General features: G+C 66.2%; 19 protein-coding genes. 13 read left to right on the top strand and 6 right to left on the bottom strand.

Annotation, left to right across the window (positions count from 1 at the left end; all coding sequences use genetic code 11):
• The first annotated feature begins 8 nt into the window (after positions 1 to 8).
• The 6 genes from ACEU5R_RS06785 (at position 9) to ACEU5R_RS06760 (ending at position 4682) form a co-directional block, all read left to right on the top strand.
• On the top strand, positions 9 to 770 hold the full coding sequence (locus ACEU5R_RS06785; RefSeq protein ID WP_103273478.1) for an ABC transporter ATP-binding protein: 762 nt from the start codon (positions 9 to 11) through the stop codon (positions 768 to 770).
• Positions 770 to 1462, top strand: coding sequence for an ABC transporter ATP-binding protein (locus tag ACEU5R_RS06780; protein WP_103273479.1), 693 nt, complete (start codon positions 770 to 772; stop codon positions 1460 to 1462). Before ACEU5R_RS06785 ends, ACEU5R_RS06780 begins: the two co-directional genes overlap by 1 nt.
• 12 nt (positions 1463 to 1474) lie before the next feature.
• A complete protein-coding gene (locus ACEU5R_RS06775) occupies positions 1475 to 3352 on the top strand; it encodes an ABC transporter permease (protein ID WP_103273480.1) in 1878 nt (625 codons plus the stop codon).
• Positions 3352 to 3663 carry a Dabb family protein gene (locus tag ACEU5R_RS06770; protein WP_392409590.1) on the top strand — a complete coding sequence of 104 codons (312 nt, stop codon included), beginning with the start codon at positions 3352 to 3354 and terminating at the stop codon, positions 3661 to 3663. Before ACEU5R_RS06775 ends, ACEU5R_RS06770 begins: the two co-directional genes overlap by 1 nt.
• A 150-nt stretch (positions 3664 to 3813) precedes the next feature.
• A complete protein-coding gene (locus ACEU5R_RS06765; RefSeq protein WP_103273482.1) occupies positions 3814 to 4509 on the top strand; it encodes a fumarylacetoacetate hydrolase family protein in 696 nt (231 codons plus the stop codon).
• Positions 4510 to 4550: 41 nt separating this feature from the next.
• Entirely contained in the window at positions 4551 to 4682 is a 132-nt protein-coding gene (locus tag ACEU5R_RS06760; RefSeq protein WP_103273483.1) for an entericidin A/B family lipoprotein, read from the top strand.
• 98 nt (positions 4683 to 4780) lie between these two features.
• Here ACEU5R_RS06760 and ACEU5R_RS06755 read toward each other — a convergent pair whose 3' ends face one another.
• From ACEU5R_RS06755 to ACEU5R_RS06745, 3 genes are all read right to left on the bottom strand, one after another.
• Positions 4781 to 6487 carry a PhoH family protein gene (locus ACEU5R_RS06755; RefSeq protein WP_392409588.1) on the bottom strand — a complete coding sequence of 569 codons (1707 nt, stop codon included), beginning with the start codon at positions 6485 to 6487 and terminating at the stop codon, positions 4781 to 4783.
• Positions 6488 to 6548: 61 nt separating this feature from the next.
• The gene (locus tag ACEU5R_RS06750; protein WP_103273485.1) at positions 6549 to 7013 is read right to left on the bottom strand and encodes a peroxiredoxin; all 465 of its coding nucleotides are present in this window, start codon (positions 7011 to 7013) and stop codon (positions 6549 to 6551) included.
• The gene (locus ACEU5R_RS06745; RefSeq protein ID WP_392409586.1) at positions 7010 to 7471 is read right to left on the bottom strand and encodes an Mth938-like domain-containing protein; all 462 of its coding nucleotides are present in this window, start codon (positions 7469 to 7471) and stop codon (positions 7010 to 7012) included. Before ACEU5R_RS06745 ends, ACEU5R_RS06750 begins: the two co-directional genes overlap by 4 nt.
• Before the next feature lie 296 nt (positions 7472 to 7767).
• Here ACEU5R_RS06745 and alaC point away from each other — a divergent pair, with 296 nt between their 5' ends.
• The 4 genes from alaC (at position 7768) to ACEU5R_RS06725 (ending at position 12442) form a co-directional block, all read left to right on the top strand.
• Positions 7768 to 8955: an alanine transaminase gene (gene alaC, locus ACEU5R_RS06740; protein ID WP_103273487.1), complete on the top strand. Its 1188-nt coding sequence runs from the start codon at positions 7768 to 7770 to the stop codon at positions 8953 to 8955.
• A gap of 169 nt (positions 8956 to 9124) precedes the next feature.
• Positions 9125 to 10429, top strand: coding sequence for a homoserine dehydrogenase (locus ACEU5R_RS06735; RefSeq protein ID WP_392409649.1), 1305 nt, complete (start codon positions 9125 to 9127; stop codon positions 10427 to 10429).
• A 138-nt stretch (positions 10430 to 10567) separates the two neighbouring features.
• Positions 10568 to 11977, top strand: a complete 1410-nt coding sequence (gene thrC / locus ACEU5R_RS06730; RefSeq protein ID WP_103273489.1) for a threonine synthase — start codon at positions 10568 to 10570, stop codon at positions 11975 to 11977.
• Between the two features lie 243 nt (positions 11978 to 12220).
• Complete coding sequence (locus tag ACEU5R_RS06725) at positions 12221 to 12442, top strand: YgdI/YgdR family lipoprotein (RefSeq protein WP_103273490.1); 222 nt, start codon at positions 12221 to 12223, stop codon at positions 12440 to 12442.
• A gap of 162 nt (positions 12443 to 12604) precedes the next feature.
• Here ACEU5R_RS06725 and ACEU5R_RS06720 read toward each other — a convergent pair whose 3' ends face one another.
• Both ACEU5R_RS06720 and pepN read right to left on the bottom strand, forming a co-directional pair.
• A complete protein-coding gene (locus ACEU5R_RS06720; protein ID WP_103273491.1) occupies positions 12605 to 13627 on the bottom strand; it encodes a class 1 fructose-bisphosphatase in 1023 nt (340 codons plus the stop codon).
• A gap of 10 nt (positions 13628 to 13637) precedes the next feature.
• A complete protein-coding gene (gene pepN / locus ACEU5R_RS06715) occupies positions 13638 to 16343 on the bottom strand; it encodes an aminopeptidase N (RefSeq protein WP_392409585.1) in 2706 nt (901 codons plus the stop codon).
• A gap of 167 nt (positions 16344 to 16510) precedes the next feature.
• Between pepN and ACEU5R_RS06710 the strand changes: the two genes are divergently transcribed.
• Complete coding sequence (locus ACEU5R_RS06710; RefSeq protein WP_392409584.1) at positions 16511 to 17155, top strand: DUF4136 domain-containing protein; 645 nt, start codon at positions 16511 to 16513, stop codon at positions 17153 to 17155.
• 90 nt (positions 17156 to 17245) lie between these two features.
• Here ACEU5R_RS06710 and ACEU5R_RS06705 read toward each other — a convergent pair whose 3' ends face one another.
• On the bottom strand, positions 17246 to 17626 hold the full coding sequence (locus tag ACEU5R_RS06705; RefSeq protein WP_392409583.1) for an H-NS histone family protein: 381 nt from the start codon (positions 17624 to 17626) through the stop codon (positions 17246 to 17248).
• An 847-nt stretch (positions 17627 to 18473) separates the two neighbouring features.
• Here ACEU5R_RS06705 and tldD point away from each other — a divergent pair.
• Both tldD and aroG read left to right on the top strand, forming a co-directional pair.
• Positions 18474 to 19934 (top strand): metalloprotease TldD, encoded by a 1461-nt coding sequence (tldD, locus tag ACEU5R_RS06700; RefSeq protein ID WP_103273495.1) that lies wholly within the window; start codon positions 18474 to 18476, stop codon positions 19932 to 19934.
• Positions 19935 to 20303: 369 nt separating this feature from the next.
• A partial coding sequence (gene aroG / locus ACEU5R_RS06695) for a 3-deoxy-7-phosphoheptulonate synthase AroG (protein WP_392409582.1) occupies positions 20304 to 21327 on the top strand: 1024 nt, incomplete at its 3' end.

Raw genomic sequence — 21327 nt, 5'->3', positions numbered from 1 at the left:
AGGCCGCCATGAGCGAACAAAACGTGCTGTCCGCCCGGGGGCTGGTCAAGCGCTTCGGCGGCTTTCGCGCCGTCGACGGCGTGTCGCTGGCCCTGCGGGAAGGCTCCATCCATGCCTTGATCGGCCCCAACGGCGCCGGCAAGACCACCTGTTTCAACCTGCTGACCAAGTTCCTGTCGCCGGACGAGGGCGAGATCCGCTACCGGGGCCGCGACATCACGTCGCTGGCGCCCGAGCAGATCGCCCGGCTGGGCATCGTGCGCTCGTTCCAGATCTCGGCCGTGTTCCTGGGCCTGACCGTGCTGCAGAACATGCGCGTGGCGCTGATGCGCCAGCATGGCGATGGCATGCGCTTCTGGCGCAGCCGCCGCAGCGTGGACCGCTTCAACGCGCGCGCGCTGGAACTGCTGGCCGCCGTCGGGTTGGATGACCAGGCCGACACCATCGCCGCGCTGCTGCCCTATGGCCGCAAGCGCGCGCTGGAGATCGCCATGACGCTGGCGCTGGACCCGGAGATCATGCTGCTGGACGAGCCCATGGCCGGACTGGGGCAGGAGGACGTGGCGCGCATCGCGGCGCTGATCCGGCGCGTGTCGGCCAAGCGCAGCATCCTCATGGTGGAACACAACCTGTCCGTGGTCGCGGACCTGTCCGACACCATCACCGTGCTGGCGCGCGGCGCCGTGCTGGCCCAGGGCGACTACGCCGCCGTGTCGCGCGACGAGCGCGTCATCACCGCCTACATGGGCGCGCAAGAGGAGGCGCACTGATGCTGTCCATCAACAAGCTCAACGCCTGGTACGGCGAATCGCATGTGCTGCACGGCGTGGACATCGAGGTCAGGCGCGGCGAGCTGGTCACCATCCTGGGCCGCAACGGCGCCGGCAAGACCACCACGCTGCGCGCCATCATGGGCATCCTGGACAAGCGCAGCGGCTCGATCCGCCTGAACGATCAGGAAACCATCGCCATGGCGCCGCACCGCATCCCGCGCCTGGGCGTGGTGTATTGCCCGGAAGAGCGGGCCGTGTTCCGCAGCCTGAACGTGACCGAGAACCTGATGCTGCCGCCGAGGCTGGCCGACGGCGGCATGACGCTGGACGAGATCTACGCGCTGTTCCCGAACCTGCGCGAACGCAGCGCCAGCTCGGGCGGCAACCTGTCCGGCGGCGAGCAGCAGATGCTGGCCATCGCCCGCATCCTGCGCACCGGCGCCCAGCTGATCCTGCTGGACGAGCCGACCGAGGGCCTGGCCCCGGTCATCGTGCAGCAGATCGGGCAGGCCATCCGCACGCTCAAGCAGCGCGGCTTCACCATCGTGCTGGTCGAGCAGAACTTCCGCTTCGCGACCAAGGTGGCCGACCGCCATTACGTGATGGAGCATGGCCGCGTGGTTGACCAGATGTCGGCCGACGAGGCGCGCAATGATCCGGAGCGGATCACGCGCCGCCTGGGTGTCTGAGGGGAGATTTCCGTGTTCGAAATATTCGGCGTGCCGTCCACGGCACTCTTCGGCCAGCTGCTGCTCGGCCTCATCAATGGTTCCTTCTACGCCTTGCTGTCGATCGGCCTGGCGGTGATCTTCGGCTTGCTGAACATCATCAACTTCGCCCACGGCGCGCAGTACACCGCGGGCGCCTTCCTGGCCTGGATGCTGCTGAACTACGTGGGCGTGAACTACTGGGCGGCGCTGGTGCTGGTGCCGCTCATCATGGCCGTCTTCGCCGTCGTGACGGAACGTCTGCTGATCTCGCGCACCTACCGCATGGATCATCTGTACGGGCTGCTGCTGACCTTCGGCATCGCGCTGCTGATCGAAGGCGGACTGCGGCAGGCCTATGGCGTGTCGGGTCTGCCGTACACCATCCCCAAGGCGCTGTCCGGCGGCGTCAACCTGGGCTTCATGTTCCTGCCCTGGTATCGCGGCTGGGCCGTGCTGGTGTCGCTGGCGCTGTGCCTGCTGGTCTGGGCGCTGATGGAAAAGACCCGCATCGGCGCCATGCTGCGCGCGGCCACCGAGAATCCGGTGGTGGTGCGCTCGTTCGGCATCAACGTGCCTTTGCTCATCACGCTGACCTATGCGCTGGGCGTGGCGCTGGCCTCGGTGGCCGGCGTGATCGCGGCGCCCATCTACCAGGTCAGTCCCATGATGGGTTCGAACCTGGTGGTGGTCGTGTTCGCGGTGGTGGTGATCGGCGGCATGGGCTCCATCATGGGCGCCATCGTCAGCGGCTTCGGCCTGGGCGTGATCGAGGGGCTGACCAAGGTGTTCTACCCCGAGGCCGCCAACCTGGCGATCTTCATCATCATGGTGCTGGTGCTGCTGTGCAAGCCGGCGGGCCTGTTCGGCAAGCCCTTGCAGGTGCAGAACGTGCTGGCCGCCGAGGCCACGCGCGAACCGGTGCAGCTGGGCCGGCGCGCCATGCGCGTGGCCATGGCGGCGCTGGCGGTGCTGGCGCTGGCCGCGCCCTGGTTCGTGTACCCCACGTTCCTGATGAAGGTGCTGTGCTTCGCGCTGTTCGCGGCGGCGTTCAATCTGCTGGTGGGCTATGTGGGGCTGCTGTCCTTCGGCCACGCGGCCTTCTTCGGCGCGGCGGCCTACGCCACCGGCATCGTCATGAAGCTGCTGGGCGCCACGCCCGAGCTGGGACTGCTGGCCGGGGCGTTGACTGGCGGGCTGCTGGGGCTGGCCTTCGGCGCCATCGCCATCCGCCGCCAGGGCATCTACTTCGCCATGATCACGCTGGCCCTGTCGCAGCTGGTGTACTTCATCGCCGTGCAGGCCGGCTTCACCGGCGGCGAGGACGGCCTGCAAAGCGTGCCGCGCGGCAAGCTGTTCGGGATCTGGGACCTGGACGGCGTCATGCCCATGTACTACTTCACGCTGGCCGTGTTCGCGCTGGGCTACGCCTTCGTGCTGCGGGTGCTGAACTCGCCCTTCGGCGAGGTCATACGCTCGGTGCGCGACAACGAACAGCGCGCGCGCTCGCTGGGCTATTCCACGTCGCGCTACAAGCTGCTGGCCTTCACCTTGTCCGCCTCGCTGGCCGGGCTGGCCGGCGGCCTGAAGGTGCTGGTGTTCGGCGTGGCCTCGCTGACCGACGTGCACTGGCACGCCAACGGCGAAGTGGTGCTGATGGCGCTGCTGGGCGGCATCGGCACCGTCTTCGGCCCGCTGGCCGGCGCCTTCACCTTCGTGTCCCTGCAGAACTACCTGGCGCCGCTGGGGTCCTGGGTGCTGATCGTGCAGGGCGCCATCTTCGTGCTGTGCGTGCTGCTGCTGCGCGACGGCATCATGGGCCTGATCTCGCGTCTGTGGCTGGCCGCAACCCGATCCAGAAAGGAGTCCTGATGTTTCTTCATGTCGTCATGCTGAGCCTGTCCGCCGACGCGGACACGGGCTTCCACGAACGGGTGCAGGGCTATTGCCGCCGCATCCTGGCCGAATGCGACGGCGTCGCGGCCTATGCCTTCCGCGCCAACGAGGCCTCGCGCGCCGACGGGCTGACGCACGCGGTGGTCGCCGCGTTTGCCGACAGCGCGGCGCACGACCGCTACCAGGTCTCGTCCGCGCACCAGGAAATGAAGGCCTACATGGCCGGTTTCATCGCGCGGCTGGTGGTGTTCGATGGGGATATCCCTGGGTTCAAAACGCCCGCATGAGCGCTTCCGCCCTGGCCGGAAAGGGATAAACTTCCGGATGTTTCGCGCGCCGCCCCGCTGTAACCCCAGAGCGGAGCGGCGGCCATTTCCTCAGGTTCCGTCATCCGCGCGCCGATACCCGGCCGCGCGCTCGTCATAGGTTGAGTCAGCATGGACTACGTATTGCCTCCTTCCCCGCAGACCTCGGTTCCCGTCGTCGGCAGCAGCGCGCGCTTTCCGGTGCGCCGTGTCTATTGCGTCGGCCGCAACTACGCCGAGCACGCCAAGGAAATGGGCTTCACCGGCCGCGAAGACCCGTTCTTCTTCTGCAAGCCCGCTGACGCCGTGCTGAACGTGGCCGACGGCGAAACCGGCAAGATGCCTTACCCGCCCAAGACGTCCAACCTGCACTACGAGATGGAGCTGGTCGTGGTGCTGGGCAAGGGCGGCCGCGATATTCCGGTCGAGCAGGCCAACGACTGCGTCTGGGGCTATGCGCTGGGCCTGGACATGACCCGCCGCGACCTGCAGGGCGAAATGAAGAAGCAGGGCCGCCCCTGGGAAGTGGGCAAGGCCTTCGACCAGTCCGCGCCGCTGGGCCCCATCCATCCGCGCAGCGCCGTGGGCACGCTGGACAAGGGCGCCATCTGGCTGGACGTGAACGGCCAGCGCAAGCAGTCCAGCGACATCTCGCAGATGATCTGGAACGTGCCGGAAAGCATCGCCTACCTGTCGGGCCTGTTCGAGCTGCAGCCGGGCGACATCATCTTCACCGGCACGCCCGAGGGCGTGGGCGCCGTCGTCAAGGGCGATGTCATCACCGGCGGCATCGAGGGGCTGGGCGAACTGCGCGTGCAGATCGTTTAAGCTGGGCGCCGTTTCCCTTTCACTTGATCAGGAGTTCCAGCATGCGCGGGAAGATTGTGTTGACCGCCTTCGTGGTGTTCGGTTTCGTGCTCGCCGGGTGCAACACCATGGCCGGCATGGGCAAGGACGTGTCGCGGGCCGGCAACGCCATCACCAACGCCGCCGAGAAGTAAGCCGGCGGCCGCCGCGCCCGCTCTCCTGGACGCGGCTTCAAAGAAAAAGCCCCTTGAGCGGATCAAGGGGCTTTTTTGTTGCCAGACGGAACGCCAGGTCAGAGCACGTCGCCCGCGTAGTCCGCCAGCCGCGAGCGCTCGCCGCGCTGCAGCGTGACGTGGCCCGCGTGCGGCCAGCCCTTGAAGCGGTCGACCACGAAGGTCAGGCCCGAGCTGCCCTCGGTGAGGTAGGGCGTGTCGATCTGGGCGATGTTGCCCAGACAGATCACCTTGGTGCCGGGACCGGCGCGCGTGACGAGCGTCTTCATCTGCTTGGGCGTCAGGTTCTGCGCCTCGTCGATGATGAGGTACTTGTTGAGGAAGGTGCGGCCGCGCATGAAGTTCAGCGACTTGACCTTGATGCGCGAGCGGATCAGGTCCATGGTGGCGGCCCGCCCCCAATCGCCGTTGCCTTCGCCTTCGCCCATGTTCAGCACGTCCAGGTTGTCTTCCAGGGCGCCCATCCAGGGCAGCATCTTTTCCTCTTCGGTGCCCGGCAGGAAGCCGATGTCCTCGCCCACCGGCACCGTGACGCGGGTCATGATGATCTCGGTGTAGCGCTTGGTCTCCAGCACCTGGGTGATGCCGGCCGCCAGCGCCAGCAGCGTCTTGCCGGTGCCCGCCTGGCCCAGCAGCGACACGAAGTCGCATTCCGGGTTCATCAGCAGGTTCATGGCGAAGTTCTGCTCGCGATTGCGCGCGGTGATGCCCCAGACATTGTTCTTGCCGTGGGTGTAGTCGCGCAGCGTGGCCAGCACCGCCGTCTTGCCGCTGACCTCGCGCACCTGCGCGTACAGCGGCATCTGGCCTTCGAAGTAGACGAACTGGTTGACCACGAACTGCGCGCACAGCGGGCCGTGGATGCGGTAGAACGTGGTGCCGCCCTGTTGCCAGGATTCGACGTTCTTGCCGTGCTTGTTCCAGAAGTCCTCGGGCAGCTGCATCACGCCCGAGTACATCAGGTCCGAGTCTTCCAGGACGTGGTCGTTGTAGTAGTCCTCGGCCGCCATGCCCAGCGCGCGGGCCTTCAGGCGCATGTTGATGTCTTTCGACACCAGCACGACCTCGCGCTGCGGGTACTTCTCCTGCAGCGCCCGCACCACGCCCAGGATCTGGTTGTCGGCCTTGCCCATGGGCAGGTCCGAGGGCAGGGTGCTGTGGATGGCCGTGGTCTGGAACATCAGGCGGCCGGTGGCGTCCTTGTTGCCCAGCGCCGACAGCTCCAGGCCGTCGTCCAGCTGCTTGGCGTCCTGCACCAGCGCGTCCAGCGAGCGGCTGACCTGGCGCGCGTTGCGCGCCACTTCGGACATGCCCTTCTTTTGGTGGTCCAGCTCTTCCAGCGTCATCATCGGCAGGAAGATGTCGTGCTCTTCAAAGCGGAACAGCGAGCTGGGATCGTGCAGCAGCACGTTGGTGTCCAGCACGAACAGCTTGCGCGGCGCGTTCTGCGCGCGCGCCTTGGCGCGCTTGGCCGGCGCCGGGGCGGCCTTGACGGGGCGCTCGGCGCGGGCGGCCGGCGCCGCGGGGGCGGGCGGCGGCACCTGGCGGGCGGGCGCGGGAATCTGGGACTTGCCACGGGCGGCCGGGGCGGCCATGCCGTCCAGCTCGGGCTGGACCAGCAGGTCGTCGTCGTCCTCGGCAAGGGCGGCTTGCGTGTTGGACCGCGCAGCGGCGGTCTTGGTGCTGCGGCCCTGCGCCCGGGCGTTCTCGCCCGAGGGGAAGGTCAGGATAGCTGCGGGGCGGGTAGGCAACTTCGGAAGCGGCATATGAGTCACTCTCCAGTGTGGGCCGGCTGGCTATGGCGCCTGACGGGTCTTGCTCGCACGGCTAACCGATGCTTTTGGCGGCTTGCAGGACTTCCTTGGCGTGGCCCGGGACCTTCACCCCGCGCCACTCCTGCACCAGCACGCCATAGGCGTCGATCAGAAAGGTGCTGCGCTCGATGCCGCGCACCTGCTTGCCGTACATGTTCTTCTGCTTGATGACGCCGTACAGGTTGCAGACGGTTTCGTCGGCGTCGGAGATCAACGGGAAAGGAAGCTCGTACTTGGCCTTGAAATTCTCGTGCGACTTCAGCGAATCGCGCGAGATGCCGACCACGACCGCGCTGGCCGACAGGAACTCGGCGTGCAGGTCGCGGAAATCCTGGCTTTCAGTGGTGCAGCCAGGGGTGTTGTCCTTGGGGTAGAAGTACAGGACCACGGCGCGGCCCTGGCACTGCTCCAGGCTGATCGGGCCGATGGTGCTCTCGGCCGTGAACAGCGGGGCGGGTTTGCCTATGCTCGGCGTCATTCGGGGGAATCTCCGTTCGGGGGGATGAGGGCGACGACCACGCGCCGGCCCTCCGCCATCAGGATGTTGTAGGTGCGCGAGGCCGCGTGGGTGTCCATCACTTCCACGCCCACGCCGATGGCCAACAGGGGACGCAAGACCTCGGGACGCAGGAAGCGCTGGCGCGCGCCCGTGCCCACCAGCAGCACCTCGGGCGCGTTGGCCGGGCGGCCGGGGGCGGCTTCGGGTTCGTCCAGGAAGGCCAGCGGGTCGCGCACGGGCTCGACCATTCCGGCGGCCTGGCGCAGCAGGGCTGAGGTGATGTCGGCCGGCGACTGCACGGGCCAGGTGGTGACTTCGCCTTCGGGTCCGAAAGCGACCGAGGAGGAAAAACGTACCTGGTTGACCTCGATGTAGCCATCACCGTAAGCGGTGACGGTATTCAGGGCGGCCGTCGCAGGATCGGTATGCAGCTTCAATAAAAACTCCGGCTTGGTGTACCCGATGATAGCGCATCGGAATGACGGCATGTTGCAGGGTATCCACGGTCGCCGGACCGGATCGGGAAGGGTCGGCCGGGGCCGGCGGTTTCCCTGGGAAAAACGGGGGAGCAGGCCCCGTTTTTTCGCCATTTGCCGCCTGGGCGCGCTTGCGCTAGATTACAGGGTTTTGCTGCGCTGCAATCGTGTCCGCGCGCGGCCTGCGGTCCCGTTTTCACCCGAGCGCATCCGCGCCCTGGATTTTTTCGCCCCCTCGCCCCCTAAGGATTCCCATCATGAGGAAGTTCTCCCGCATTGAGCGCCTGCCCCCGTACGTTTTCAACATTACCGGCGAGCTCAAGATGGCGGCCCGGCGGCGCGGCGAAGACATCATCGACATGTCCATGGGCAATCCGGACGGCGCGACCCCCAAGCACATCGTCGACAAGCTGGTGGAAGCGTCCACCCGCCCGACCACGCACGGCTACTCGGTGTCCAAGGGCATCCCGCGCCTGCGCAAGGCCATCTGTGACTGGTACCAGCGCCGCTACGCGGTCGAGCTGGATCCGGATTCCGAGGCCATCGTCACCATCGGCTCCAAGGAAGGCCTGGCCCACCTGATGCTGGCCACGCTGGACCGTGGCGACACCGTGCTGGTGCCCAATCCCAGCTACCCCATCCACATCTACGGCGCGGTCATCGCCGGCGCCAACATCCGTTCGGTGCGCATGACGCCGGGCGTGGATTTCTTCGAGGAACTGGAGCGCGCCGTGCGCGAGTCCATTCCCAAGCCCAAGATGATGGTGCTGGGCTTTCCCAGCAACCCCACCGCGCAGTGCGTGGACCTGTCGTTCTTCGAGCGCGTGGTGGCGCTGGCCAAGGAACACGACATCCTGGTCGTGCATGACCTGGCCTACGCCGACATCACCTTCGACGGCTACGTGGCGCCGTCCATCATGCAGGTGCCCGGCGCGCGCGATGTCGCCGTCGAGTTCTTCACGATGAGCAAGAGCTACAACATGGCGGGCTGGCGCATCGGCTACATGGTCGGCAACCGCGAGCTGGTCGGCGCGCTGGCGCGCATCAAGAGCTATCACGACTACGGCACGTTCACGCCGATCCAGGTGGCGTCCATCGCCGCGCTGGACGGCCCGCAGGATTGCGTCAGCGAGATCGTGGCCCAATACCAAAGCCGTCGCGACGTGCTCGCGCGCGGTCTGCATGAAGCAGGTTGGAATGTGGAGATTCCCAAGGCGTCCATGTACATCTGGGCGCAGATCCCCGAACCCTACAGGGCGATGGGTTCTTTGGAATTCTCCAAGCGTGTCCTGTCGGATGCGAAGGTGGCCGTTTCCCCCGGGATCGGCTTCGGCGAGTACGGCGACGAATACGTGCGCTTCGCTCTTATCGAAAACGAGCAGCGCACCCGCCAGGCGGTGCGCGGCATCAAGGACATGTTCCGTAAAGACGGACTGCTGAAATAGAGGCTCCCCCCGAAGCGCTGCGCGCTTCCCCCCAGGGGGCGCCGCGGCGGACCGGCAAAGCCGGCTCCGCGCGGCCCAGCGCAGCGACGCCGGTGACGGTGGCCATGACGCAGCATATTGGAGAAATACAATGAATTCCCCTCAACGCCCGCCCGCCGAGGGCGCCGCGATGAATCCCATGAGAGTCGGCCTGCTGGGCCTGGGCGTGGTCGGTGGCGGCACCTGGACGGTGCTGTCGCGCAACGCCGAGGAAATCGCGCGCCGCGCCGGCCGCCGCATTGAAGTGACCCGCGCCGCCGTGCGCGACGTGGCCAAGGCGCGCTCGCGCGTGGGCGACACGCTGCCGGTGGATACCGATGTGCACGCGCTGGTGCGCGACCCGGCCATCGACATCGTGGTCGAGCTGATCGGCGGCGACACGCTGGCCCGCGAGCTGGTGCTCGAGGCCATCGCCAACGGCAAGCACGTGGTCACCGCCAACAAGGCGCTGCTGGCCAAGCATGGCAACGAGATCTTCGCCGCCGCGCACGAGCGCGGCGTGATGGTGGCCTTCGAGGCCGCCGTGGCCGGCGGCATCCCCATCATCAAGGCCATCCGCGAAGGCCTGACCGCCAACCGCATCCAGTGGGTCGCCGGCATCATCAACGGCACCACCAATTTCATCCTGTCCGAGATGCGCACGCGCGGCCTGCCCTTCGCCGACGTGCTGGCCGAGGCGCAGCGCCTGGGCTATGCCGAGGCCGACCCGACCTTCGACGTCGAGGGCGTGGACGCGGCGCACAAGCTGACCCTGCTGGCCTCGCTGGCCTTCGGCGTGCCGGTGCAGTTCGATCGCGCCTACATCGAAGGCATCTCGCAGCTGGCCGCCGAGGACATCGAGCTGGCCGAGCGCCTGGGCTACCGCATCAAGCTGCTGGGCATCACCAAGCGCCGCGCCGAGGGCATCGAGCTGCGCGTGCACCCCGCGCTGGTGCCGGCCGAGCGCCTGCTGGCCAATGTCGAGGGCGCGATGAACGCCGTGCTGGTCAAGGGCGACGCCGTGGGCCCGACGCTGTACTACGGTCAGGGCGCGGGCGAAGAGCCCACCGCCTCGGCCGTGGTGGCCGACCTGGTCGACGTGACCCGCCTGCATACGGCCGACCCGGGCAACCGCGTGCCGCATCTGGCCTTCCAGCCCGACGCCATGTCCGACACGCCGATCCTGCCGATCGAGCAGGTCAGCACCTCGTACTACCTGCGCCTGCGCGTGGACGACCAGCCGGGCGTGCTGGCCGACATCGCGCGCCTGCTGGCCGACCGTTCGATCTCGATCGGTTCGATGATCCAGCAGCCGTCCAGCATCGGCGGCGCCGACATCATCTTCCTGACGCACGAGGCGCTGGAAGGCAATGTCAACCAGGCCATCGAACGCATCGAGTCGCTGCCGTTCGTGCGTTCGAAAGTGACCCGCCTGCGCGTGGAGCACCTGGCATGAAGAGACAGGCCCACCCCCGAAGCGCTACGCGCTTCCCCCTCAAGGGGGCATGCCTGCGGACCGGCAAAGCCGGCTCCGCGGCATCCCGATGGGGCGGCAACCGTTGCGGTTGGCGCGGCAACGCCATGGAGCACTGATATGAAATATATCTCCACACGTGGCGGCATGGCCGCGCTGGAATTCTCGGACATCCTGCTCGAAGGCCTGGCGCCGGACGGCGGGCTGGCCGTGCCCGAGCAACTGCCGCAGGTGTCGGCGCAGACGCTGGAGTCCTGGCGCGGCCTGTCGTATGCCGATCTGGCGTTCGAGGTGCTGTCGCTGTTCGCCACCGATATCCCGGCCGAGGACCTGCGCCGCCTGACGCGCGCGGCCTACAACACGCAGGTGTTCAGCAGCGAGGACATCGTGCCGCTGCGCCCGCTGGCCGGCGGCCTGTCGCTGCTGGGCCTGTCCGAGGGCCCGACGCTGGCGTTCAAGGACATGGCCATGCAGTTCCTGGGCCAGGTCTTCGAATACGTGCTGGGCAAGCGCGGCGCCACGCTGAACATCCTGGGCGCGACCTCCGGCGACACCGGTTCGGCGGCCGAGTACGCGCTGCGCGGCAAGCGCGGCGTGTCGGTGTTCATGCTGTCGCCGCACGGCCGCATGAGCGCCTTCCAGCGCGCGCAGATGTATTCGCTGCAGGACGAGAACATCCACAACATCGCCGTGCGCGGCGTGTTCGACCAGGCCCAGGACATCGTCAAGGCCCTGGCCGGCGACCTGGACTTCAAGACGCGCTACCGCCTGGGCGCCGTGAACTCCATCAACTGGGCGCGCATCGCCGCCCAGGTGGTGTACTACTTCCACGGCTGGCTGCGCGCCACGTCCAAGGCTGGCGACCAGGTCTCGTTCGCGGTGCCCTCGGGTAACTTCGGCAACATCCTGTCGGGCCACATCGCCCGCAGCATGGGGTTGCCGGTGCGCCGGCTGGTGCTGGCCACGAACGAGAACAACGTGCTGGAAGAGTTCTTCCGCACCGGCGTCTACCGTCCGCGTCCGGCCGAGCAGACCTACGCCACGTCCAGCCCGTCCATGGACATTTCGCGCGCATCCAACTTCGAGCGCTTCGTGTTCGATCTGGTGGGCCGCGACCCGGCCCGCGTGCAGGCGCTGTGGGCCGGCCTGGCGCGCGACGGCGCCTTCGACCTGTCGGCGCTCAAGCCCGAGTTCGAATCGCGCTACGGCTTCGTGTCGGGCGCCAGCACTCACGCCGACCGCCTGGCCACCATCCGTTCGGTGTACGACGAGTCCGGCGTGCTGGTCGATCCGCACACCGCCGACGGCGTCAAGGTCGCGCGCGAGTTCGTCGAGCCGGGCGTGCCCATGCTGGTGCTGGAAACCGCCTTGCCGGCCAAGTTCTCCGAGACCATCGAGGAAGCGCTGGGCCGTCCGGCCGTGCCGCCAGGCAATCTGGCGGATCTGGAATCGCTGCCGCAGCGCGTCGAGGTCATGGACTGCGACGCGGCCGCCGTGCGGCGCTACCTCGAGGCCCACGCCAAGATGTGATGCCGGATGCCGCCAGCCCTGTAATGGCTGCTTGCGGCATGTAAGTCCTTGAAAACCCCTCACGGGCGCGTCCCGCGAGGGGTTTTTTTCGGTGTTTCCCCTGGGAAAAGGCCGGGCGATGCGGCGGTCCCGGGGCGTCGAACGGATATTACGTTCGTATGCATTTTCGCCACATCCCGTCACCGGCTGAGCGTGTTCGGGACGGTAGAGTGAATGCTCTTGCCATTCTCGGAGAACACGCTCATGAAAATCAAGAATATGGCCCTGGCTCTGGCGATGACCGGATTCGCGGTGTTGGCCGGCTGCTCCACGCCCTCGGTGATCAATCAGCGAGACGGCAGCTCGACCGTGACGTCCGACAAGCCCGAATACGACAAGAAGTCGGGCACTTATGAGTATGAGAAGGACGGCCGCAAGGTACAGATCAACAAGGACGACGTGAAGTCGATCGAAGAAGTGAAGTAGGCAAGGGCGCGATTCGCGCCTCGATGGCCAGGCCTTGCCGAGCCGGCCTCGATGACGCAGCCCCAATGACCAAGCCCCGGCCAGGCCGGGGCTTAGTCATTTTCGCGTCGCGCCGCACGGGATGCATGGGCGAGGCGACGCGCGCGGACGGTCGTCAGGCGCTCAGCCCTGCGCCGCGTCCTCGGCGTGGTAGCGGCCGACGCGCTCGACTTCGTTCTTCGAGCCCAGGATCACGCTCACGCGCTGGTGCAGCTGGTCGGGCTGAATGTCGAGGATGCGCTGCGTGCCGTTGATCGACGCGCCGCCGGCCTGCTCGATCAGGAAGCTCATCGGGTTGGCCTCGTACATCAGGCGCAGCTTGCCAGCCTTGCCGGGCTCGCGCGCGTCCCAGGGATACATGAAGATGCCGCCACGGGTCAGGATGCGATGCACGTCGGCCACCATCGAGGCGATCCAGCGCATGTTGTAGTCCTTGCCCAGCGGACCGGTCTTGCCGGCCAGACAGTCGTCGATGTAGCGCTTGACCGGCGGGGCCCAGTGGCGCATGTTCGACATGTTGATCGCGAATTCCTTGGTGTCCTCGGGCACGCAGATGTCCTCGTGCGTCAGCACCCAGGAACCCATCTCGCGGTCCAGCGTGAAGCCGACCACGCCGTTGCCGATGGTCAGCACCAGCATGGTCTGCGGGCCGTAGACGGCGTAGCCGGCCGCGACCTGCTGTTTGCCGGGCTGCAGGAAGTCCGCTTCGGTCACCGGGGCGCCGGCCACGTGGTGCGGGGCGCGCAGCACCGAGAAGATGGTGCCGATCGACACGTTCACGTCGATGTTCGACGAGCCGTCCAGCGGATCGAACAGCAGCAGGTATTCGCCCTTGGGGTAGCGGTTCGGGATCGGATGGATGGTTTCCATCTCTTCCGAGGCCATGGCCGCGAGGTGGCCGCCCCATTCATTGGCTTCAAGCAGGATCTCGTTGGACAGCACGTCCAGTTTCTTCTGCACTTCGCCCTGGACGTTCTCGCTGTCCAGGCTGCCCAGCACGCCGCCGAGCGCGCCCTTGCTGACCGCGTGGCTGATGGCCTTGCAGGCGCGCGCCACCACTTCGATGAGCAGGCGCACCTCGGGCGCGAGGGCCTGGGCGGAGCGCTGCTGCTCCACCAGGTATTGGGTAAGGGTTTTGCGTTTCAAGAGGGTCTCCCTATGCTGCGAATTCCAAGGCTTTGGATACGATTTCCTGCACGTTGCGCGACAGGCCGTCCTGCGCGCGCACGCGTTGCAATGCTTCCTTCATGGGCGCGCGCAGCGCCGGCACGTAGCGCGACCAGTTGTCCAGCGCGCGCGCCAGGCGGGCGGCGATCTCCGGGTTGAGCGCGTCCAGCGCCAGCACCTGATCGGCCCAGAACGCGTAGCCCGAGCCGTCCGGGTGGTGCATGCCGCGGGCGTTGTTCAGGCAGAACTGGAACACCAGCGCGCGGGCGCGGTTCGGGTTGCGCAAGGTGAAGGCGGGATGCGCCATCAGCTCGCGCGCGTTCTGCACCGTGGTCGAGCGGGCCGTGGCCTGCAGCGCGAACCACTTGTCGATCACCAGCGGGTTGTCCCGCCACTTGTCGTAGAAGGCGGCCAGCGCCTGCTGCGGATAGTCGCCCTGGCCGTAGTTGATCAGCGCGGATAGCGCGGCCATGCTGTCGGTCATGTTGTCGGCCGACGCGTACTGCTGTTCGGCCAGGCGCTGGGCGTCCTGGTCGCCGGCGGCCATCAGGTGCGCCAGCGCCAGGTTCTTCAGCGCGCGCTTGCCGGCGGGTTCGGGCGCGGGACTGTATTCGCCCGGCGTCTGGTTGGCGTCGAAGGCGGCGCGGAATTCGGCGGCCAGCTGGCGGCCCAGTTCGGCGCGCAGGAAGTCGCGGGCCACCGACAGCGCCGGGGGATCGACGGCGGCCATGCGTTCGGCCAGCGTTTTTTCCGAGGGCAGGGCCAGCGCGCGGGCGCGGAACGCGGCGTCGATCGCGGGATCGGTCAGCAGCGCGCGCCAGGCGTCGATGAAGGCGGGGTCGGCATGCAGCGTGCGGCCGGCCTGGCGCGCCTCGGCCAGCGCCAGGATCTGGCGCGTGGCCAGTTCCTGGCCGGCTTCCCAGCGCGCGAAGGGGTTGGCGTCATGGGCCGAGAGCAGGGCCAGCTCGGCGTCGGTCCAGTCGTACTCGACGATCACCGGCGCGGAAAAGTCGCGCAGCAGCGACGGCACGGGCGGCTCGGCGATGCCGTCGAAGGTCCATTGCTGGCTTTGCGTGGTCAGCTCCAGCAGCGCGGTATCCGACACCTTGCCGTCGTGCTTGAGCGGCAGGGCGCGGCCCTGGGCGTCGAGCAGCCCGATAGCGAAGGGAATGTGGTACGGCGCCTTGACGTAGTCCGCGCCAGCCTTCTTTTCGACGCCGACGGGCGCGCATTCCTGGCTCAGCGTGACCGTGCAGCGTTGCGCGGCGGCGTCGTGTTCCAGCCTGACCGTCACGCGCGGCGTGCCGGCCTGACGGTACCAGCGGCGGAACACCGACAGGTCGCGGCCGGGATGCTGGCGCACGTAGACCGATTCCATGGCGGCGACGAAGTCGTCGCAGGTCACGGCCTGGCCGTCATGGCGGCGGAAGTACTCATCCATGCCGGCGCGAAAGCCCGCCTCGCCCAACAGCGTGTGCTGCATGCGGATGACCTCGGCGCCCTTTTCGTACACGGTGGCGGTGTAGAAGTTGCCGATCTCCTGGTAGCTTTCCGGGCGGATCGGGTGGGCCATGGGACCGGCGTCTTCGGGGAACTGGGCGGCGCGCAGCGCCACCACGTCGTCGATGCGCTTGACCGCGCGGGCGCTGGCGGCGGCGGCCTCGTCCATGCCCTGCGCCATCATGTCGGCGCTGAATTCCTGGTCGCGGAAGACGGTCAGGCCTTCCTTCAGGCTGAGCTGGAACCAGTCGCGGCAGGTGACGCGGTTGCCGGTCCAGTTATGGAAATACTCGTGGCCGATGACCGATTCGATGCCTTCATAGTTGGCGTCGGTGGCGGTCTGGGAGTCGGCCAGCACATAGGCCGCGTTGAAGATGTTCAGGCCCTTGTTCTCCATCGCCCCCATGTTGAAGTCGTGCACGGCCACGACCATGAAGCGGTCCAGGTCCAGCTCCAGTCCGAAGCGGGTCTCGTCCCAGCGCAGCGCGCGCACCAGCGAATCCAGGGCCCATTCGGTCTTGTCTTCCGAGCCGGGATCGCTGTAGACCTGCAGCAACACGTCGCGGCCGCTGGCGGTGCGCACGGTGGTTTCGCGGTGCGTGAGCTTGCCCGCGACCAGCGCGAACAGGTAGCAGGGCTTGGGGAAGGGGTCTTCCCATTCGACTTCGTTGCGGCCGTCGGCCAGCTGGCGCGAGGCCAGCAGGTTGCCGTTGGACAGCAGCACGGGGTAATCGGCCGTGGCCCGCAGCGTCACGCGGTAGCGCGACATCACGTCGGGGCGGTCGGCGAACCAGGTGATGCGGCGAAAGCCCTCGGCCTCGCACTGGGTGAAGAAGTTGCCGCCCGATACGTACAGGCCCATCAGCGTGGAGTTGGCGGCCGGCTTGCAGCGGCTGACGATCTCGACCGTGGCCGTTTCGGGCAGGCCGTACAGCGCCAGGCTGTGCTCGGCCAGATGATAGCGGTCGGCGGGCAGCGGGCTGCCATCCACGCCTACCGACACGAGTTCCAGCTCTTCTCCGTCCAGCACCAGGGCCGCGTCGGCGCTGGCGCCGGGCTTGCGCCGCACCTGCATCACGCAACGCACTTCGGTCGATTCGGGCGCCAGGTCGAAGCCCAGCGAGACTTCCGGAATATCGTAGGGGTAGGGCTGATAATCCTTGCGGTATACGGTTACGGGCGTGTCAGTGCGCATGGGATCCCAGTCCTTTGTGAACAAGCGCCTATTGTAGTGGCTGGGCATGCCCCAAGGGGCGGCGGCCGGCATGGGCTGCCTCGGCAAGGCCTGACTCCGCAAACTTTCGGCGTCTGCCATAGTCCAATGTCAGTATCATGGCGCCGTAGTGCGTAGAGGAGCTGCAAATGTCCGGGACATCGATTTTCAACATGGGCCGCCTGGCCGGCCTTTTCGCCGTGTCGGGGGCCATGCTCCTGAGCGGCTGCGCGGCCCCGACCGTGGCGGCGCGGGTGACCTCATTCCAGCAATGGCCCGCCGGCGTCGAGGGGCAGTCGTACCAGTTCGTGCCGGCCGACGCCTCGCAAACCAATAATCTCGAATACCAGTCGTTCCAGGACATGGTCCGAGCCGGTATCGGCGCCACCGGCCTGGTCGAGGCGCAAGCCGGCGCCAAACCGCGTTTCGATGTGTCATTCACATATGGCACGTCGCAGACCCAGGTCATGGTCCGCCGTCCGTATGATCCGGGTTTCTACGGCGGTTATGGCTACGGCCATGGCGGCTATTACGGTCCGCGTCCTTGGGGCGGCGGTTTCGGTTATTGGGGCCCGGATTGGGTGGACGTGCCCATGGTCGTGCAGCGCAACTCCCTGAGCCTGCAGATCCGGGACGTCCAGCGGGGCGGCGCCGAGGTCTATCGTTCAACCGCCTATGTGCTGAGCGAGGGCGACAATCTGCTGCGCACCATGCCATATCTGGTCCGCGCGATATTCGACAATTTCCCTGGCAATAACGGCGCTGAACGCGAGATTCAATTCCCGGTGCGATAAAGCGGGCATCGACAGTAAATACTGAAAATAAAAAATCGGCGCACCATCTTGGTGCGCCGATTTTTATTTCATACTAAAGAATAGGTTTTCTTATTCTTTGATGAGAAAACTCTCGCGTGCCGCGCCGGCGGCTTCTTCCGCGGCGAGCCAACGGGGGGCCTTGCCTCGACCGCTCCAGGTCTCCCCGGTTTGGGGATGACGGTACTTGGGCGCAACGGCGCGTTTGGCGGCGTTGGCGGGGCGGGCCGCGGCGCCGGTCTTGCGGCGGGCGGCTCCACGAGCGGGCTTCGCGCCAGCGCCATAGGCGGCGGCGATTTCTTCGGGGGTAATGTCGTACTCGCGCATCGACGTGATGATCGACGAAATCACCGGCTTGCGGCGCTTCGTTTGCAGGACTTCAGCCTTCTTTTGGAGCTTGTTGATTTCCTTCTCGATCTTTGCTTGCAGTGCTGCGTAGGTTTCTCGGGCCATGATTTATTCCTGATTATGGAACTGCTTTATTCGCCGGCGAAGACTTGTTATTTGTTATGCCCCGCATAATACCCAAATTACGTACACATTTCCCGGTTTTCAGACTGATTACTTTGTATCAAAAGCGTCCGGATGCCTTCAGCCGTGCGGGTTTCGGCTTGGAACAAGTATTGGGAATACCATTCTCAAATCTAGGACGAATTGAAAGACAGCGTACTTTGATTCAATCGGCGTGTCAATCGGCGGGCCGAGTCGTGGCAATGGCTCTTGTTTGTTTCATGTGATGCACAGATGTTGCGCGGTCCCGGTTTTGTAATCCCTTGATATGAATAGGGTTTTGGCGGGGGGCGTCATCCGTTCTTCTTTTGCCGCGTCAAGTATGTCCGGCGCACGGCTGTCTTGGCCGAGTGCTATTCGAGGACGCGCGCCGCATTTGAGCCAGGCATTTTCGCTTTGGGCAAAGCGAAAGGAAAAGGGTGCACGCCTGTTGATCGGTCTCTCGCATATGGCAACTTCATGAAAGCTTGTCAGACGACTTTGTAAATAAATTTATACATGTAAGAAGATTGCATGGCGTGCGCGCCGGCAAAATATCCGTCGCCGTCCGGTTCCGCGGCGGATAAATAAGCGCGCGCGGAATTGCCGCGCGGAATTGCTTAACTGGATAGGGAAATACGGGGCCAGCCCGGCGCTGTCGCGGGCTTTTCCGCCCATTTGCGCAATTGAATCGCCGTCCTTGTGGCAAGCATCGCGCATGCGCGACGCGAGGCGCGACTCGGCGTTACGATAGAGGCTTGAGCGCCATTGCGCAGACGCGCGCCGGCGCCCCGGAAGAACCCAGAGACACATGAAAATCACCGACCCCGCTATTGCTTCCCTGGCCACCGCCAAATCGCTGCTGCTCGACCCCTGGGGGCTGACCGAGGCGGATATGGCGCGCGCGCTGGGCGAGATCTTCACGCACAAGGTCGATTACGCCGACCTGTATTTCCAATACACCCGCAGCGAAGGCTGGAGCCTGGAAGAGGGCATCGTCAAGACCGGCAGTTTTTCCATCAGCCAGGGCGTGGGCGTGCGCGCCGTGAGCGGCGAGAAAACCGCCTTCGCCTATTCCGATTCGCTGTCGGCCGATGCGCTGCTGTCGTCGGCGCACGCGGTGCGCGGCATTGCCCGCCGTGGCGCCGGCAAGGTCAAGGTCGCGGCCCAGGTCGAAGCCGAACACGGCCGCAGCCTGTATGCCGATATCGATCCGGTCGCGACCCTCAGCGCTCCCGAAAAGGTCGCGCTGCTGGAACGCATCGAACGCATGGCGCGGGCGCGCGATCCCCATGTGATCCAGGTCATGGCCGGCCTGGGCGCCGAGTATGACGTGGTGCTGGTGGCGGGCAGCGACGGCCGCCTGGCCGCCGACGTGCGTCCGCTGGTGCGCCTGTCCCTGACCGTCATCGCCGAGCGCAACGGACGCCGCGAAATGGGCCATGCCGGCGGCGGCGGCCGCCTGGGCCTGGCCTATTTCACCGACGAGATGCTGCAAGGCTACGTGGAACGCGCCGTGCATGAGGCGCTGGTCAACCTGGAAGCGCGCCCGGCGCCGGCTGGCGAGATGACCGTGGTGCTGGGATCCGGCTGGCCCGGCATCCTGCTGCATGAGGCCGTGGGCCATGGCCTGGAAGGCGATTTCAACCGCAAGGGTTCCAGCGTGTTCTCGGGCCGCATTGGCGAGCGCGTCGCCTCCAAGGGCGTGACCGTGATCGACGACGGCACCATCCCCGACCGTCGCGGCTCGCTCAACATCGACGACGAGGGCAACGCCACCCAGCGCAATGTGCTGATCGAGGACGGCATCCTGCGCGGCTATATGCAGGACACGCTGAACGCGCGCCTGATGAAGACCGCCGCCACCGGCAACGGCCGCCGCGAGTCCTTCGCGCACCTGCCCATGCCGCGCATGACCAATACTTACATGCTGGCGGGCGAGACCCCGCCCGAGGAAATCGTGTCCTCGGTCAAGCGCGGCCTGTACGCGGTGAATTTCGGCGGCGGCCAGGTCGATATCACCAACGGCAAGTTCGTGTTCTCGGCCTCCGAGGCCTACATGATCGAGAACGGCAAGATCACCTATCCGGTCAAGGGCGCCACCCTGATCGGCAACGGTCCGGACGCCATGAACCGCGTCACGCTGATCGGCAACGACATGAAGCTGGACTCGGGCGTCGGCACCTGCGGCAAGGATGGCCAGAGCGTGCCGGTGGGCGTGGGCATGCCCACGGTCCGCATGGAAGGCCTGACGGTGGGCGGCACGGCCTGAGCCGGATCGGGCCGGCGGGGCAGGGCGCGCGCCTGGTCCCGCCGCGCGTTGCCGCGCCGCTTGATTGTCGTCATGGCGGGCGGTTCCGTCCCGATAAACCCGCGTGACGGTGAAAAAAAATTGTGCTAGAGTCGTTTCCCATGAAATTCGCGTCCCCCGCCTTTTACTTTTATTTTTATGGTTTTCTGAAGCCGCTGGCGGAGGAAGGGACGCGCTCAATCTGAAGTTTGGAAAGAATCCCCCGAAAAAGCCGCCAGCGAACTGGCGGCTTTTTTTGCGCCGCCAGGTCCGGAACCCCCCCTCGGGAATCGTCCCGTGGGGGACATCCAGAGGGAACCATCCCCTGGCGGGCAACCCAGGAGCAGTACCGTGTCACACAATACCGATGACCTTCGCATCCGAGAAATCAAGGAGCTGAATCCGCCGGCGCACGTCATGCGCGAATTCGCCTGCACCAAGGAGGCGTCCGACACCGTGTTCGCCGCCCGGCAGGCCATGCACCGCATCCTGCACGGCATGGACGACCGCATGATCGTCGTGATCGGCCCCTGCTCGATCCACGATACGCGCGCCGCCATCGAGTACGCCAAGCGCCTGAAGCCCGTGCGCGACCGCCTGAGCGCCGACCTGGAAATCGTCATGCGCGTGTACTTCGAGAAGCCGCGCACCACGGTGGGCTGGAAGGGGCTGATCAACGATCCCGAGCTGGACGGCAGCTTCGACATCAACAAGGGCGTGCGCGTGGCGCGCGAGCTGCTGCTGGACATCAACACGTTGGGCCTGCCGGCCGGCTGCGAATTCCTGGACATGATCACGCCGCAGTACATCGCCGACCTGGTGTCCTGGGGCGCCATTGGCGCTCGCACCACCGAAAGCCAGGTGCACCGCGAACTCGCTTCGGGACTGTCGTGTCCGGTCGGGTTCAAGAACGGCACGGACGGCAATGTGAAGATCGCCGTGGACGCGATCAAGGCCGCCTCGCAGCCGCATCATTTCCTGTCGGTGACCAAGGGCGGCCATTCCGCCATCGTCTCGACGGCCGGCAACGAGGACTGCCACGTGATTCTGCGCGGCGGCAAGACGCCCAACTACGACGCGGCCAGCGTCGACGCCGCCTGCCAGGACATGGCCAAGTCCGGCCTGGCCCAGCGCATCATGATCGACGCCAGCCACGCCAACAGCAGCAAGAAGCCCGAGAATCAGCCGCTGGTCGCGGAAGACGTGGCGCGCCAGATGGAAGCGGGCGACGCGCGCCTGGTCGGCATGATGATCGAAAGCCATCTGCTGGGCGGCCGTCAGGACATGGTGCCGGGCACGCCGCTGGTCTACGGCCAGAGCATCACCGACGGCTGCATCGATTGGGATGCGTCGGTGGCCGTGCTGGAACGCCTGG

The organism is Achromobacter sp. 413638, from assembly GCF_043119405.1.
Classification (GTDB): Bacteria; Pseudomonadota; Gammaproteobacteria; order Burkholderiales; family Burkholderiaceae_B; genus Achromobacter.
Note: the sequence above shows the minus strand (reverse complement) of the source record. Positions and strands in the feature narration are given on the sequence as shown.

What these genes read in the sequence shown, in the direction of transcription:
- ACEU5R_RS06770 (WP_392409590.1), top strand. Translation starts at nt 3,352, where the DNA reads ATGTTTCTTCATGTCGTCATGCTGAGCCTGTCCGCCGACGCGGACACG.
- ACEU5R_RS06765 (WP_103273482.1), top strand. Translation starts at nt 3,814, where the DNA reads ATGGACTACGTATTGCCTCCTTCCCCGCAGACCTCGGTTCCCGTCGTC.
- ACEU5R_RS06710 (WP_392409584.1), top strand. Translation starts at nt 16,511, where the DNA reads ATGTCCGGGACATCGATTTTCAACATGGGCCGCCTGGCCGGCCTTTTC.
- alaC (WP_103273487.1), top strand. Translation starts at nt 7,768, where the DNA reads ATGAGGAAGTTCTCCCGCATTGAGCGCCTGCCCCCGTACGTTTTCAAC.
- ACEU5R_RS06760 (WP_103273483.1), top strand. Translation starts at nt 4,551, where the DNA reads ATGCGCGGGAAGATTGTGTTGACCGCCTTCGTGGTGTTCGGTTTCGTG.
- ACEU5R_RS06735 (WP_392409649.1), top strand. Translation starts at nt 9,125, where the DNA reads ATGAATCCCATGAGAGTCGGCCTGCTGGGCCTGGGCGTGGTCGGTGGC.
- thrC (WP_103273489.1), top strand. Translation starts at nt 10,568, where the DNA reads ATGAAATATATCTCCACACGTGGCGGCATGGCCGCGCTGGAATTCTCG.
- ACEU5R_RS06750 (WP_103273485.1), bottom strand. Translation starts at nt 7,013, where the DNA reads ATGACGCCGAGCATAGGCAAACCCGCCCCGCTGTTCACGGCCGAGAGC.
- tldD (WP_103273495.1), top strand. Translation starts at nt 18,474, where the DNA reads ATGAAAATCACCGACCCCGCTATTGCTTCCCTGGCCACCGCCAAATCG.
- ACEU5R_RS06705 (WP_392409583.1), bottom strand. Translation starts at nt 17,626, where the DNA reads ATGGCCCGAGAAACCTACGCAGCACTGCAAGCAAAGATCGAGAAGGAA.
- pepN (WP_392409585.1), bottom strand. Translation starts at nt 16,343, where the DNA reads ATGCGCACTGACACGCCCGTAACCGTATACCGCAAGGATTATCAGCCC.
- ACEU5R_RS06785 (WP_103273478.1), top strand. Translation starts at nt 9, where the DNA reads ATGAGCGAACAAAACGTGCTGTCCGCCCGGGGGCTGGTCAAGCGCTTC.
- ACEU5R_RS06725 (WP_103273490.1), top strand. Translation starts at nt 12,221, where the DNA reads ATGAAAATCAAGAATATGGCCCTGGCTCTGGCGATGACCGGATTCGCG.
- ACEU5R_RS06780 (WP_103273479.1), top strand. Translation starts at nt 770, where the DNA reads ATGCTGTCCATCAACAAGCTCAACGCCTGGTACGGCGAATCGCATGTG.
- ACEU5R_RS06755 (WP_392409588.1), bottom strand. Translation starts at nt 6,487, where the DNA reads ATGCCGCTTCCGAAGTTGCCTACCCGCCCCGCAGCTATCCTGACCTTC.